This window comes from Affinundibacterium danionis, assembly GCF_042432465.1.
Classification (GTDB): Bacteria; Pseudomonadota; Gammaproteobacteria; order Burkholderiales; family Burkholderiaceae_D; genus Undibacterium; species Undibacterium danionis.
In genome coordinates, this window is sequence record NZ_JBHLXJ010000002.1 from 128,379 (window position 1) to 143,119 (window position 14,741).

The window sequence follows — 14,741 nt, forward strand, 5'->3', positions numbered from 1 at the left end:
CTAAACCATACTCGTTTTTGTTTTGATGTTGGTAGTAACGAGGTTTTATATTTTAGTCGCCCTTGTAAGCGGCTTCTAATACTGCGACGTCAATTTTACCCATTGCCATCATTGCTTTCATCACACGAGCAGAGCGTTCTGCATCGTCATCTTGTAACATGGTGACTAAGCTACGTGGTACGATTTGCCATGATAATCCAAATTTATCTTTTAGCCATGCGCAACGCCCGGGTACGCCATCTTGAGATAATTTTTCCCAATAATGGTCAACTTCTTCTTGTGTTTCGCAATCGACAAACAATGATATCGCTTCAGTGAACGGGAATTGAGGCCCCGCATTTAACGCTAAAAATTCTTGTCCTTCTAATTCAAAACGCATCGTCAGTACTTTGCCTTCCAGTTCGGGAACGGCATCTCCATAACGAGATACATCTAGAATTTGGCCGCTTTCAAAAATGCTCAGATAGAAATCAACTGCTTCTTCTGCATTAAAGTTAAACCACAGGCACGGCATAATTTTTTTCATAGGATTTCCTTGTAAGTTTTTTAGAGCTCTACTAGTTTTTCGAAGCCGCCGTAGACCAAGCGTTTGCCGTCAAAGGGCATGGGTAGTGTTTCTTGTGCAAAGCGTGGGTCGGCCATTATTTTCTCCCAAGCGGCATCGCGCACTTCTTTGGATGGCCAAGTCATCCATGAAAACACTACAGTCTCATCTTCTTGGCAGATCACCGCTTGTGGGAATGAAGTGAGTTTTCCTGGCTGCACGTCATCACCCTAACATTCGACTATACTGATGACTCCAAATTCTTTAAAAAGAGCGCCAGATTTTTCTGCGTAGGCCTTATACATTTCGCGGCTGGCCGTAGGGACAGGAATAATGAAACCGTCTATGTAATTCATGATGCCAGCCTCCTAAAAAGAGGAAAATCTACAATATGCTCGAAAGTATGACAAAAAGCCAATGACGATCTTTTACTGCGGTTCTTTGGTGGGAAACTTTGAGTGCGCTTGCCTCAGACTTATCCTGACCTTGTAAAAGTACTTGAGAATTCGAGTGTAAATACCTCAATTAGATCAAGCAAGGCAAATATAAAAAATGTGCCTGATATTGTGCATGAATGGTGCATTATTAATGACTTATGTTCTTCTTGGTTCTTTCCTTATATCGAAAAAATGCTAAGACTAGAGCGCTTATTGAGCAGATATTGTGTCAAAATATGCGCTTCGTGAAATCTTGCTTTATTCGTCTTTTTTGCTGTTTTGGCTCATAACATGGGCGCAAACTTCTTGGAAAACATCATTTTCCCCTTGCACTGAGACTTATTTATCGGCACTTAAAAAGTTGCTTGCATGATCGCTGTGTCGTGTTTATGCATTTTTATGCGTTTTTATGCATTTATCAGCTTGATCTGCTCAGATATTCAAGTTATGCAAACTAACGAATAGTCGGATTTTGGTTGAGTCGCTTGTGGTTTGTTTTTCAATTCACACCAAAAAGCTTTACTCCCTTAACGTTTTTTTTGTTTGTTTATGATTTTTCTCACATTGGAGTTTTAACATGTTTCAGCACGTCGAAGCCTATGCAGGCGATCCTATCCTCTCCTTGAATGAAGCGTTCGGTAAAGATACCCGCCCAAACAAGATTAATTTGTCGATTGGGATTTATTTTGACGATAACGGCAAGATTCCTATGCTGCCATCGGTTCGTGCTGCTGAATTGAAAGTGGTTGAAGCGGCTGGTGCACGTCCTTACTTGCCGATGGAAGGTGCAGCTAATTTCCGTACAGCGGTACAACATTTGTTGTTTGGTGCCGATCGTCCTGCGGTGAAAGAAGGCCGTGTCGTGACTTTGCAAACTGTTGGGTCTAGCGGCGGTCTGAAAGTAGGTGCGGATTTTATTAAGCGTTATTTCCCTGATACCACAATGTTGGTTAGTGACCCTACTTGGGATAATCACCGTGCGGTATTTGAAGGTTCTGGCTTACCAGTTAAGACCTATCCTTACTACAATTCTGAAACAGGTGGTTTGCGTTTCGACGAAATGCTGGCGAGCTTCAAACAAGCCGAAGAAAAATCAGTGGTTCTCCTGCATGCCTGCTGCCATAACCCAACTGGCGTAGATTTGACACAAGCGCAGTGGGAACAATTGGTGCCGGTATTCAAAGAGCGCAATCTGATTCCTTTCTTGGATTTAGCCTACCAAGGTTATGGTGATGGTATCCAAGAAGATGCATTTGCAATTCGTTTGTTGGCCGATCAAGGCTTGAGTTTCTTTGTCGCGAATTCCTTCTCTAAGAGCATGAGTTTGTACGGTGAGCGCTGTGGTGCATTGAGTGTAGTTTGTCCAGATGCAGCGCAGGCTGTGAATGTATTGGGGCAGATGAAAGCGATCATTCGTCGTAACTATTCCAATCCACCTATGCATGGCGGCCAGCTAGTTGCAACCGTATTGACTGACCCAGAGCTGCGCCCAATGTGGGAAGCGGAAGTGGTGGCGATGCGTGATCGTATTCAAGCAATGCGTAAAGCTTTGCATGATGTTTTGGTTGCCAAAGTACCTGGTCGTGATTTCAGCTATTTCCTTACGCAGCGCGGTATGTTTAGTTATACCGGTTTGACCGCAGCGCAGTGTGATCGTCTAAAAGAAGAATTCGCGGTGTATTTGGTGCGTTCTGGTCGTATGTGTGTGGCTGGTTTAAATACACGCAATGTAGAAGCAACGGCAGAGGCGATGGCGGCAGTTCTGGCTTAAAGTTTCCCTTGCATAAAGTAAAAACCGCTGATCTTTATCGGCGGTTTTTTTATTCTCGGACGATAGTCCTTAGCCTGTTCGGCTTAACCCCATGGGTCTGGCAATGTGGCTGGATCTGTATAACGGTTTATGCCGTAGTAACCACCGTAACGATCTACTTTGACACAGGATGCTTCGCTACCGCCACGGCATTCAATCAACCATTCATAAACTGTACCATATGGTGGGTAGGCAAACGCACTTCCGATAGTTGCCATTAAAACAGTTACACCTAAACCTAAACTTAATAATGCTTTTTTTAAAGCTTTCATTTTGACTCCTTGTAATTGTCAATCTAAGTTTGTCTCATCAAGGTTCTAATTGATTGAGATATTTTTAGTGCAGTTTGGCAGGGTTAATGAAACTAAAATAACCTTTGCCGAGGAATATGGTATCAAAATAAAGTTTATGTGTGTAGGTAATTTATAATTATTATTTGTTGATTTAAATTTGAATTTGGTGTGCTTCTAGCATGCCTTTATTTTGCATGTCAAAACTGAGGCCACGAAGTAGCATTTCTAGTTTTCCCGTCGTATAGGCAACCAGCACGCCTTGTTGGTAATCACGTAACAAGTTCTCCTGTTGTAAGAGTTGCTTAAGTCGGCGCGCGACCGCGTCTCCAGTATCAATTATGTGAATATTTCTTTTTTCAGGTAAGAAAAATTCGTTGATGACTTGGTTTATTTGCGCTGAGACAAAGGGATAGTGAGTGCATCCGAGGACTAAGGTATCGACCCCTTGTTCCAGCAGAGGCCATACATAAAGCCTTAGTAATTCAAGAATTTTTTCAGAATGTAAGTCACCTAATTCAATTTGGTTTACTAGGCCGATACAAGCTTGAGGAATAAACTGCGTCTGTGTTTCTTGACTAAGTTGTTGACTAAGTTGGTTGAATTTTTCGCTTAGTAAAGTGCTTTTTGTTGCAAGCACGCCGACAATCTTGCTTTCACTCCGAGCTGCTGCTGGTTTTATTCCCGGTTCCATACCGATAATAATCAGTTCTGGATGTCGTTGGCGTAGAACTTTTACAGCTGCAGCGGTTGCGGTATTGCAGGCAATTACCAAGGCTTTGATTCCCATGCTAAGAAAGAAATCAGTAATCTTGATACTACGTGCAATCAATTCCTCATTGCTGCGCTCACCATATGGCGCGTAAGCCATGTCGGCAACATATATGAAATCCTCAAACGGTAATTGTTCACGCAGATGTTTGAGTACCGATAGGCCACCGATGCCAGAGTCAAACACGCCGACAGGCGCATTGCTGTCGGCGTGCTTGTGTTCAGCTTGGAGGCTTGGTGTGTTTAGTTTATTTTGAGTATTAGGCAACGGGAATAATTCCAATTTTTGCTTGCCATTCTTTCGGACCGGTATTGTGAACGGAGGTACCGTTCGAATCAACCGCAACGGTGACTGGCATATCGACCACGTCAAACTCGTAGATCGCTTCCATACCAAGATCGGCAAAGCCAACCACTTTGGCAGTCTTGATCGCCTTTGATACTAAGTAAGCCGCGCCGCCGACTGCCATTAGGTAGGCAGACTTATGATTCTTGATCGATTCAATCGCCGCTGGACCGCGTTCCGCTTTACCGATCATGGAAATTAAACCTGTCTTTTCCAACATCATGTCGGTGAATTTATCCATACGCGTTGCAGTGGTTGGGCCAGCTGGACCAACTGCTTCATCACGCACAGGATCAACCGGACCAACATAGTAAATAACGCGATTAGTGAAATCAACCGGCAGTTGTTCACCTTTCGCCAGCATGTCTTGAATGCGCTTGTGTGCCGCATCGCGACCCGTCAGCATCTTGCCGTTCAATAACAAAGTTTGACCAGGCTTCCAAGACGTGACTTCTTCTTTGGTTAAGGTATTTAAATCAATGCGTTTGGATTTTTCAGTGTCGGCGACCCAATGTACATCGGGCCAGTTGGACAATGATGGTGGTTCCATGTAGCTTGGACCAGAACCGTCGAGTACAAAATGCGCATGACGTGTCGCCGCGCAGTTAGGAATCATGGCAACTGGTTTCGATGCCGCGTGCGTCGGGTACATATTGATTTTGACGTCGAGCACAGTGGTCAAACCGCCCAAGCCTTGCGCACCGATACCGAGTGCATTGATTTTGTCGCACAATTCGATACGCAGTTCTTCAGTCTTATTTTGAGGCCCGCGCAATTTGAGTTCATGCATGTCGATGTCTTCCATTAAGGATTCCTTCGCCATCAACATCGCTTTTTCCGCAGTGCCACCGATACCGATGCCAAGCATACCTGGTGGGCACCAGCCAGCACCCATGGTCGGTACAGTTTTCATGACCCAATCAACTAGGGAGTCAGATGGATTCAACATTACGAACTTGGTTTTGTTTTCTGAACCGCCGCCTTTTGCTGCGAGTTGTACGTCCACGGTATTACCAGGAACCAGCTCCATATGAACTACCGCTGGCGTATTGTCTTTGGTATTTTTGCGATCAAATTGAGGATCTGCGACGATAGATGCACGTAATACGTTCTCTGAATAGGCATAACCACGACGTACACCTTCGTTCACCGCATCGATAATCGAACCTGAGAAGCCTTCAAAGCGCACACCCATACCAATTTTCAAGAACACATTCACAATACCAGTGTCTTGGCAAATAGGACGTTTACCTTCCGCACACATGCGCGAATTGGTTAAAATTTGTGCAATCGCGTCTTTTGCCGCAGGGCTTTGTTCTATTTCATAAGCTCGTGCCAAATGCGCGATGTAGTCAGCAGGATGGTAGTAGCTGATGTATTGCAAAGCGGCGGCGACGGATTCAATGAGGTCGTCTTGCTTAATAATGGTCGTAGTGGTTGTCATTTTTTTGCTCTTGGCTAAGGAATGAATGAAAAAAATTAGTGTTTTTGTGCCTGCTGATGTGTCTTCGACATGAGTTGATCGCAATAAGCAATCGCTAATGCAGATAATAAGAACACTACGTGAATAATGGTTTGTGCTATCAGCTCTTTGGCTTCATAAGACTTCACATTGATGAAGGTTTTTAATAAGTGGATGGATGAGATGCCGATAATCGCCATCGCTAATTTAACTTTTAAAACCGTTGCATTGACATGAGATAACCATTCAGGTTGATCGGGGTGGTTTTGTAAGCCTAGACGTGACACAAATGTTTCGTAACCACCAACGATTACCATAATAAGTAAGTTTGAAATCATGACGACGTCGATCAAGCCCAAAACTACGAGCATGATCGTAGTCTCATTGAGTTTGGTTGGACGTACTGCGTCTGAGCCAGCGACTGAAACTGCGTCTAATAAATGTTGTAAGGCAACACCATCGCCCATAGCGGCACGGATCAGATCAACTAGTTCAACCCAAAAATGATAAACATAGACGCACTGCGCCAAAATCAAACCAAGATAAAGTGGTAACTGCAACCAGCGACTTGCGAAAATAAACTTGGATAGAGCGGAGAGTTTTTGCGGTTCTTCAGTATGAGTTGCTTGCGACATTCGAGGCCTTTTCTAAGCTATAAGTAATTCACTTTTTGCATTCCATTTTTCTTTAAAGCGGAATTTAAATCTGAGTTTAAATCCGACTTCAAAGTGGATGCAAAATTTGCCCGCATTTTACACCGATGAAGGTGCAATGTCTGCGGCTAACGCTAATTGCGGTTTTATTGTGCTAAATCAAGTTAAACCTGTCGCGGAAGTCCCAATTGGGGTGTAATACCACTCACTAAAAAATAGCTTTTTTGGACTGCTAGCCTTAGAATCAACGTCAAAAGATAATAAGTGGTGAATATCAAAAAGGCTTGAAGGCGAATCAGCAAATATTCGTCAATCCTTAGATTGCGATTGTCTATACATTTTTCGTTGCGGCAATTCGAACTTTTTTGATATTCACAACAGCATGGAGACAATTATGTCGGATCAAGAAGTAAAGACTGAATCACGTGTGTTCCCCCCACCGGCGAATTTTGTTGCAAACGCCGCGATCTCTGGCATGGATGCGTACAACGCACTCTGTGTTGAAGCCGCCAATGATTACGAAGGATTTTGGGCTAAATTAGCGCGCGAAAATCTGCATTGGCATAAACCATTCACCACTACATTAGACGAATCTAATGCGCCTTTGTACAAGTGGTTCGACGATGGCTTGTTGAATGTATCCTACAACTGCCTCGACGTTAATATCCAAAAAGGTTTGGGCGATAAGATTGCGATCATTTTTGAAGCGGATGGTGGTGAAGTCACCAAGGTCAGTTACAAAGATCTGCATGCGAAAGTCTGTCAGTTTGCCAATGGTCTGCACTCTTTAGGCGTTAAAAAAGATGATCGCGTGGTCATCTACATGCCAATGTCAGTCGAAGGCGTCGTTGCGATGCAAGCCTGTGCCCGCATTGGTGCAACGCATTCTGTGGTGTTTGGCGGTTTCTCTGCAAAATCTCTACAAGAGCGGATTGTGGACGTTGGTGCGAGCATAGTTATCACTGCCGACGAACAAGTCCGTGGCGGCAAACAATTGCCATTGAAAGCAATCGTCGACGAAGCTTTAGGCTTGGGCGATTGCGAAAAAGTTGCGAAAGTAATTGTTTATAAGCGTACTGGTGGTAACGCTCCATTCAATCCAGCACGTGACCTATGGATGCATGATCTGGTCGCAAATCAAGCCACTGAGTGCGAGCCTGAGTGGGTCAATGCTGATCATCCTTTATTTATTTTGTACACATCTGGCTCCACCGGTAAGCCAAAAGGGGTGCAGCATTCTTCGGGTGGCTACTTGTTGTGGGCAATGCTCACCATGAAGTGGACCTTTGATGTGAAGCCTAGCGACATATTCTGGTGTACCGCCGATATTGGTTGGGTCACAGGCCATACGTATATCACCTATGGTCCATTAGCGATGGGCACGACTGAAATCGTATTTGAAGGTATTCCAACTTACCCAAATGCTGGTCGTTTCTGGGACATGATACAGAAGCACAAAGCATCGATTTTCTATACCGCACCAACTGCGATTCGTTCTTTAATTAAAGCTGCGGATGGTGATGCGGCAATTCATCCTAATAAATATGATCTGACCTCCTTACGATTACTGGGTTCTGTTGGTGAGCCTATCAATCCAGAAGCTTGGATGTGGTACTACCGTAATATTGGTGGTGAAAAATGCCCTATCGTCGACACCTTCTGGCAAACCGAAACCGGTGGTCACATGATTACGCCACTGCCGGGTGCGACACCGTTGGTGCCAGGCTCATGTACTTTGCCATTGCCTGGCATTATGGCGGCAATTGTTGATGAAACAGGTGCAGATTTGCCAAACGGGCAGGGCGGTATTTTGGTCGTCAAACGTCCATGGCCTTCGATGATACGTAATATCTGGGGTGATACTGATCGCTTCAAGAAGAGTTATTTCCCAGAAGAATTGGGCGGTAAAACTTATCTCGCGGGTGATGGTGCTATTCGCAATAAAGAAACGGGCTATTTCACGATTACGGGTCGTATTGATGACGTGTTGAATGTGTCTGGTCATCGCATGGGCACTATGGAAATCGAATCGGCTTTGGTCGCGAATCCTTTGGTGGCGGAGGCTGCTGTGGTTGGCAAACCAGATGATACGACGGGCGAGGCAATTTGCGCATTCGTGGTATTGAAACGTAGTCGACCAACTGGCGACGAAGCCAAGCAAATCGCCTTGGAGTTGCGTAATTGGGTGGCGAAGGAAATTGGCCCGATTGCCAAACCAAAAGAAATTCGCTTCGGTGATAATTTACCTAAAACACGTTCCGGCAAAATCATGCGTCGCTTGTTGCGCGTATTAGCCAAAGGTGAAGAAATTACCCAAGACGTATCGACTTTGGAAAATCCAGCGATTCTTGAACAATTGAAGCAAGCGCAATAAGTTGTTTTCGTTTGAATGAATAAAAAGGCTTTGTCTAACGGCAAAGCCTTTTTGTTTTGGTTCTGCCGAAAATAGTTGAGATTTACTTGCTATGCAGGCGTTTTAGATTCCATTTGAAATACGCACTGAATCCAACAGAAGTGAAGGTAGAACCTCAGCGATAGAGAGGCGTTTAATTGGTGAAACAGTTTTCTGAACGGCATTTCACGGTTATACTTGGCCGCATCTTTTTACGGTTTGGAATCTTGCGTGCTTGTTTTGTAGTCACTGGAAAGTGAAATTCATATTGTAATTCCAACCGTCATTTCCTCTATTCTCTTAATAATTCAGTATGAGTTCAGCAAAAAATCGCAAGCCCAAAGGTAGTTTTAAGTTGTTCCCACGTGGTGCGAGAAAAAATAACGGTGAGCCGCTCGGCGCGCCGCGTAAGCCTTCGCGCGGTATCTATCTACTGCCTAATGCATTTACCACGGCGGCTTTGTTTTGCGGTTTTTACGCTATCGTCATGGCGATGAATCAAAAATTCGAACATTCTGGATTGGCGATATTTGCCGCCATGGTGTTGGATAGTCTCGATGGTCGGGTAGCTCGCATGACCAACACGCAAAGTGAGTTTGGTGCGCAATACGATAGTTTGTCGGATATGGTGTCGTTTGGTGTGGCGCCAGCTTTGATCGCCTATGAGTGGGCATTGAAAGGCATGGGAAAATGGGGCTGGCTGGCCGCTTTCGTTTACTGCGCAGGCGCTGCTTTGCGATTGGCGCGATTTAACGCGAATATTACGGTGGTTGATAAGCGATATTTTCAAGGCTTGCCCAGTCCTGCGGCGGCAGCATTGGTGGCTGGATTTATTCTTCTAATGGATGATCTTGCGATTCCGGGGGGCGACGTGCGTTGGTTTGCTTGGACTGTCGCTTTATTCGCTGGTTTGACGATGGTGACGAATGTCCCATTTTATAGTTTTAAAGACGTGAATTTAAAGCGCTCCGTGCCTTTCATTGCGCCTTTTTTAATTGTTTTGGCGTATGTGGCGGTCGTGAGTGATCCGCCAAAAGTTTTGTTCGGTTTATTTGTGATTTATGCGATGTCGGGTTACGTGTTGTTACTTTGGCGCTGGCGCAAGGGGCGTCCTGTGAGCTTGGTGCAATTAACTGCTGAGTCGCACGGCGATGAGTCGGGCGACCTTAAGAAATAATTGAGGAAGATCTCTTGCGCTTTTGTGCAATCCCGCTTATAGTCTTTTGCATGACATTCCCATCCACGACATTTAATGCTCAAAAGGCATTCATTAAAGCAGATCGCTCCGGTCTGCTTTTGTCGTTGGCATTGCCAGTTGCCGCTATCTTGGCATCTCTACTAGCTTTATCTCTAGCGAACACGCTACTAGCGCTCGCGCGCTAAATCCCATTACCCCACAACTTGAGTAGTCTCTCACCCGTGTGCGTTTTGCAAGGGGCGGGAAAGGTCTATTCAAGTCAACGAGTTTTACTCGATTCTTCGTACAAATTTCATCTATTTTATTTTGGACTTCTTGGAGGCAAACATGGCAGACAAACTCATCATTTTCGATACAACTTTGCGTGATGGCGAACAATCCCCTGGTGCATCAATGACGCGCGACGAAAAAGTCAGGATTGCGCGTCAATTGGAGCGGTTGAAAGTCGATGTAATTGAAGCAGGATTTGCTGCCGCCTCTCCTGGCGATTTTGAATCGATTAAGGCGATTGCCGCAGCGGTGCGTGAACCAATTATTTGCTCACTTTCTCGTGCCAATGATAGAGATATTTCTCGTGCTGCTGAGGCGCTTGAAAAAGCGCAACGCAAACGTATTCACACCTTCATCGCAACCTCACCATTGCATATGGAAATGAAATTGCGCATGAGTCCTGATCAAGTGCTTGAGCAAGCTATTCAAGCCGTGCGCTTTGCGCGTCAATTTACGGATGATGTGGAATTTAGCCCAGAAGACGCGAGTCGTTCTGATTTTGATTTTCTCTGTCGCGTCATCGAAGCCGTAATTAAAGAGGGCGCAACGACAATCAACTTTGCTGATACCGTTGGCTATGGCGTACCTGAGTTGTACGGCAATACCTTAAAACGTTTGCGCGAGACCATACCGAATTCAGATAAGGCAATTTGGTCGGTTCATTGTCATAACGATTTGGGAATGGCTGTGGCCAATTCCTTGGCGGGTGTAATGATCGGTGGAGCGCGTCAGGTGGAGTGTACGATTAACGGCCTTGGTGAGCGTGCTGGTAATACCGCGCTCGAAGAAATCGTGATGGCTGTACGTACCCGCAAAGATCACTTCAATCTCGATATCGGTATTGATACCACACAGATTGTGGCAACTTCAAAAATGGTATCGCAAATTACTGGCTTTGCAGTGCAGCCAAACAAAGCGATCGTTGGTGCCAATGCATTTGCACATGCCTCAGGCATTCATCAAGATGGTATTTTGAAGGCGCGTAATACCTATGAAATTATGCGCGCAGAAGACGTCGGTTGGAGCGCCAATAAAATCGTTCTCGGTAAACTCTCTGGCCGTAACGCATTCAAACAACGTTTGCAAGAATTAGGCATCGCATTGGAGTCTGAAACTGAGGTGAATGCAGCATTTGCAAGATTTAAAGATTTGGCAGATAAAAAAGCGGAAATCTTTGATGAAGATATTATGGCTGTGGTCGCGGAAGAGGAACATTCGCACGACGCTGATCATTATCGCTTGGTTTCTATTAGTCAGCATTCCGAAACGGGTGAGCGCTCGTCAGCGGTGGTAGTGATGACGATTGGTGATCGCGAAAAATCCTGCATTGCGCAAGGTAATGGTGCTGTAGACGCGATTGTAAATGCGATTGAATCAGAAGTGAAGAGTGAAGCAGAGTTGTTGCTATTCTCGATTAATGCGATTACAGCGGGTACGCAATCGCAAGGGGAGGTGACAATACGATTGAGTAAAGCAGGGCGTATCGTCAATGGCGTGGGTGCTGATCCTGATATCGTAGTGGCTTCCGCCAAGGCTTATATTTCGGCATTGAATAAATTGTATTCTAAGGTTGAGAAGCTGAATCCGCAGATTTGATGATGATTTGTTGAATTGCGATGATTTGTTGAATCGATGGGGTGAAGTGATTTCGTTCGTATGCTTCGTGCAAAGGAGTCATTTTACATCTTGCCTTGAGTTTCCCCTGTTTTTCATGCTATAGTCGCGGTCTCATCAAGTTTTGATGGGATTTATTAATGTAATTTCACGATATTGAAGGTCTTGGTGTAAAGCCTTACTCTTGATATCGCATGTAAAGGAAATAAGATGTCTATCGAAAAAAGTGCAAAAGCCGCCATCGTTGCGGATAATGCCCGTGGTCAAAACGACACAGGTTCACCAGAAGTGCAAGTTGCTTTGTTGACTGCACGTATCAATGACTTAAACGGTCACTTCAAAGCTCACACTAAAGATCACCACTCACGTCGTGGTTTGATTATGATGGTTAACCGTCGTAAGAGTTTGTTGTCTTACTTGAAAAAGAAAGATTTGAACCGTTATCGTTCATTGATCGAAAAACTCGGCTTGCGTAAGTAATCTATTCGTCAGAATATTTTGCTGAGCCTAGCAAAGAATTAAAGTAAAAAGCCTGCGTCAGTTTTGCTGTCGCAGGCTTTTTGCCTTTAAGTCGTCATAATTTGCTTAAAATTGTGGCGTAGTTGGAAGTGAAAGCGATCATTTTGCGAAAATATTTAGATGTGAAATGTTTGTGAAGTGGGGCGATGCAGTGTGGATCGCATGTGGTGAGGTGAACGACAGCGCCTGGAAATCTGTCGGCAATAGTAGTAAATAGTGAAAGGACACATTGTGTTTAATAAAGTTACAAAATCATTCCAATATGGTCAACATACAGTGACTTTGGAGACAGGTGAAATCGCACGTCAAGCGTCTGGTGCGGTAATGGTATCGATCGAAGATACCGTGGTATTGGCAACCGTTGTTGCAAAAAAAGATGCAAAGCCAGGTCAAGACTTTTTCCCATTGACCGTGGACTACATGGAGAAGAGTTATGCGGCAGGCCGTATTCCTGGTGGCTTCTTCAAGCGTGAAGGTCGTCCTTCAGAAAAAGAAACTTTGACTTCACGTTTGATTGACCGTCCGATCCGTCCATTGTTCCCAGAAGGATATTTGAACGAAGTGCAGGTGATTGTGCACGTCTTGTCAGTCAATCCTGAAATTGATCCAGATATCGCATCCATGATTGGTGCATCTGCAGCGATCTGCCTGTCAGGTATTCCATTTAACGGTCCAGTAGGTGCGGCACGTGTTGGTTATATCGACGGACAATATGTATTAAACCCAACGGCGACACAATTAAAATCCTCAGCGATGGATTTGGTGGTGGCTGGTACAGAATCAGCGGTTTTGATGGTGGAATCTGAAGCGCAACAATTGTCTGAAGAAGTGATGTTGGGTGCGGTGGTTTACGGTCATACGCAAATGAAAACCGTGATTGACGCGATTCATGATTTGGTCAGCGAAGGTGGTAAGCCTGAAGTTGAATGGGCGCCAGCGCCAAAGAACGAGCCTTTGATTGCTGCTGTGACTGCAGTTGCAGAGCCTTTGCTGCGTTCTGCTTATCAAATTAAAGAAAAACAAGCGCGTACTGAGCAATTGAAAGCAGCAAGTGCAGCAGTCTCCGCTGCTTTGGCTGAACAAGCCGCTGCAGCTGGCGTTGATGCGCCTGATTCTGCTGAAGTTGGCAATATCATGTTTGACTTGGAATCTAAAATTGTACGTTCTCAAATTTTGGATGGCGAGCCACGTATTGATGGTCGTGATACGCGCACTGTGCGTCCAATCACAATTCGCACTGGCGTATTGCCACGTACGCACGGCACTGCATTGTTCACTCGCGGTGAAACGCAGGCTTTGGTGATTGCAACATTGGGTACTTCACGCGACGAGCAAAAAATTGATGCTTTGATGGGCGAATACTCTGATCGCTTCATGTTGCATTACAACATGCCTCCGTTTGCGACTGGTGAAACAGGTCGCGTTGGTACACCTAAGCGTCGTGAAATTGGTCATGGCCGTTTAGCGAAACGTGCGTTACAAGCAGCATTACCAGCACCAGAAGATTTTAGCTATTCAGTGCGTTTGGTTTCTGAAATTACTGAGTCCAATGGTTCATCTTCGATGGCATCTGTCTGCGGTGGCTGCTTGGCATTGATGGATGCGGGTGTGCCGATGAAATCGCATGTGGCAGGTATTGCGATGGGCTTGATTAAAGAAGGTAATAAGTTTGCCGTCTTGACCGATATCTTGGGTGATGAAGATCATCTTGGCGATATGGACTTTAAAGTCGCTGGTACCGCAGAAGGTATTACTGCTTTGCAGATGGATATCAAGATTCAAGGTATCACGAAAGAAATCATGCAAGTCGCTTTGGCGCAAGCTAAAGAAGGTCGTGATCATATTCTCGGTGAAATGCAAAAAGCAGTTCCAGTTGGTAAGGTGGAGTTGTCTGACTTCGCTCCACGCCTGATTACAATCAAGATCAATCCAGAAAAAATTCGTGATGTGATCGGCAAAGGTGGTGCAGTGATTCGTGCATTGACGGAAGAAACTGGTACGCAAATCGATATTAGCGATGAAGGTGTGGTAACGATCGCTTCTGTTGATGCGGCAGCTGGTCAAGAAGCGAAGCGTCGTATCGAAGAGTTGACTGCGGAAGTTGAGGTTGGCAAGATTTACGACGGTACTGTATTGAAGTTGTTGGACTTCGGCGCGATTGTACAAATTATGCCGGGCAAAGATGGCTTGTTGCACATCAGTCAAATCGCTAATGAGCGCGTGAATGCGGTAGCTGACTATCTCAAAGAAGGTCAACAAGTTCGCGTTAAAGTGTTGGAGACGGATGATCGTGGTCGCTTTAAGTTGTCAATGAAAGCTGCAGCTGAAGCAGCGGCTCCTGCTGAGGTTGCACCAGAAGCCTAAATGCTCGTTGTTGGAAGATGATCTTCATATCGTCGAAAACAAATCAGCGTAAAATTAAAACCGCTCGTGGG

The 14,741-nt window shown here is 45.1% G+C and carries 11 protein-coding genes and 1 pseudogene; 6 read left to right on the top strand and 6 right to left on the bottom strand.

Going from position 1 to position 14,741, the window contains the following annotated elements; genetic code table 11:
• Positions 1–52 precede the first annotated feature (52 nt).
• Positions 53–526, bottom strand: a complete 474-nt coding sequence (locus tag ACFFJH_RS00580; protein ID WP_390209333.1) for a VOC family protein — start codon at positions 524–526, stop codon at positions 53–55.
• Between the two features lie 20 nt (positions 527–546).
• A pseudogene (locus ACFFJH_RS00585) lies at positions 547–900 on the bottom strand (DUF1428 domain-containing protein).
• A gap of 658 nt (positions 901–1,558) precedes the next feature.
• On the opposite strand from ACFFJH_RS00585, the gene ACFFJH_RS00590 reads away from it, so the two are divergent.
• Positions 1,559–2,752 (top strand): amino acid aminotransferase, encoded by a 1,194-nt coding sequence (locus ACFFJH_RS00590; protein ID WP_390209334.1) that lies wholly within the window; start codon positions 1,559–1,561, stop codon positions 2,750–2,752.
• Positions 2,753–2,835: 83 nt separating this feature from the next.
• Here ACFFJH_RS00590 and ACFFJH_RS00595 read toward each other — a convergent pair whose 3' ends face one another.
• The 4 genes from ACFFJH_RS00595 to ACFFJH_RS00610 all read right to left on the bottom strand — a co-directional run bounded on the left by ACFFJH_RS00595 (position 2,836) and on the right by ACFFJH_RS00610 (position 6,295).
• Complete coding sequence (locus ACFFJH_RS00595) at positions 2,836–3,063, bottom strand: hypothetical protein (RefSeq protein ID WP_390209335.1); 228 nt, start codon at positions 3,061–3,063, stop codon at positions 2,836–2,838.
• Between the two features lie 172 nt (positions 3,064–3,235).
• A complete protein-coding gene (murI, locus tag ACFFJH_RS00600; protein ID WP_390209336.1) occupies positions 3,236–4,120 on the bottom strand; it encodes a glutamate racemase in 885 nt (294 codons plus the stop codon).
• The gene (locus ACFFJH_RS00605) at positions 4,113–5,642 is read right to left on the bottom strand and encodes a fumarate hydratase (protein ID WP_390209337.1); all 1,530 of its coding nucleotides are present in this window, start codon (positions 5,640–5,642) and stop codon (positions 4,113–4,115) included. The genes murI and ACFFJH_RS00605 overlap by 8 nt, the downstream gene beginning before the upstream one ends.
• Positions 5,643–5,677: 35 nt before the next feature.
• Complete coding sequence (locus tag ACFFJH_RS00610; RefSeq protein ID WP_390209338.1) at positions 5,678–6,295, bottom strand: TIGR00645 family protein; 618 nt, start codon at positions 6,293–6,295, stop codon at positions 5,678–5,680.
• Between the two features lie 412 nt (positions 6,296–6,707).
• Here ACFFJH_RS00610 and acs point away from each other — a divergent pair, with 412 nt between their 5' ends.
• From acs to pnp, 5 genes are all read left to right on the top strand, one after another.
• Positions 6,708–8,687, top strand: a complete 1,980-nt coding sequence (acs, locus tag ACFFJH_RS00615) for an acetate--CoA ligase (RefSeq protein WP_390209339.1) — start codon at positions 6,708–6,710, stop codon at positions 8,685–8,687.
• Between the two features lie 331 nt (positions 8,688–9,018).
• Positions 9,019–9,882 carry a CDP-diacylglycerol--serine O-phosphatidyltransferase gene (pssA, locus tag ACFFJH_RS00620; RefSeq protein ID WP_390209340.1) on the top strand — a complete coding sequence of 288 codons (864 nt, stop codon included), beginning with the start codon at positions 9,019–9,021 and terminating at the stop codon, positions 9,880–9,882.
• Between the two features lie 348 nt (positions 9,883–10,230).
• Positions 10,231–11,769, top strand: coding sequence for a 2-isopropylmalate synthase (locus tag ACFFJH_RS00625; RefSeq protein WP_390209341.1), 1,539 nt, complete (start codon positions 10,231–10,233; stop codon positions 11,767–11,769).
• Positions 11,770–11,997: 228 nt separating this feature from the next.
• The gene (rpsO, locus tag ACFFJH_RS00630; RefSeq protein WP_390209342.1) at positions 11,998–12,267 is read left to right on the top strand and encodes a 30S ribosomal protein S15; all 270 of its coding nucleotides are present in this window, start codon (positions 11,998–12,000) and stop codon (positions 12,265–12,267) included.
• Between the two features lie 270 nt (positions 12,268–12,537).
• Positions 12,538–14,670 carry a polyribonucleotide nucleotidyltransferase gene (gene pnp / locus ACFFJH_RS00635; RefSeq protein ID WP_390209343.1) on the top strand — a complete coding sequence of 711 codons (2,133 nt, stop codon included), beginning with the start codon at positions 12,538–12,540 and terminating at the stop codon, positions 14,668–14,670.
• The last annotated feature ends 71 nt before the right edge of the window (positions 14,671–14,741 follow it).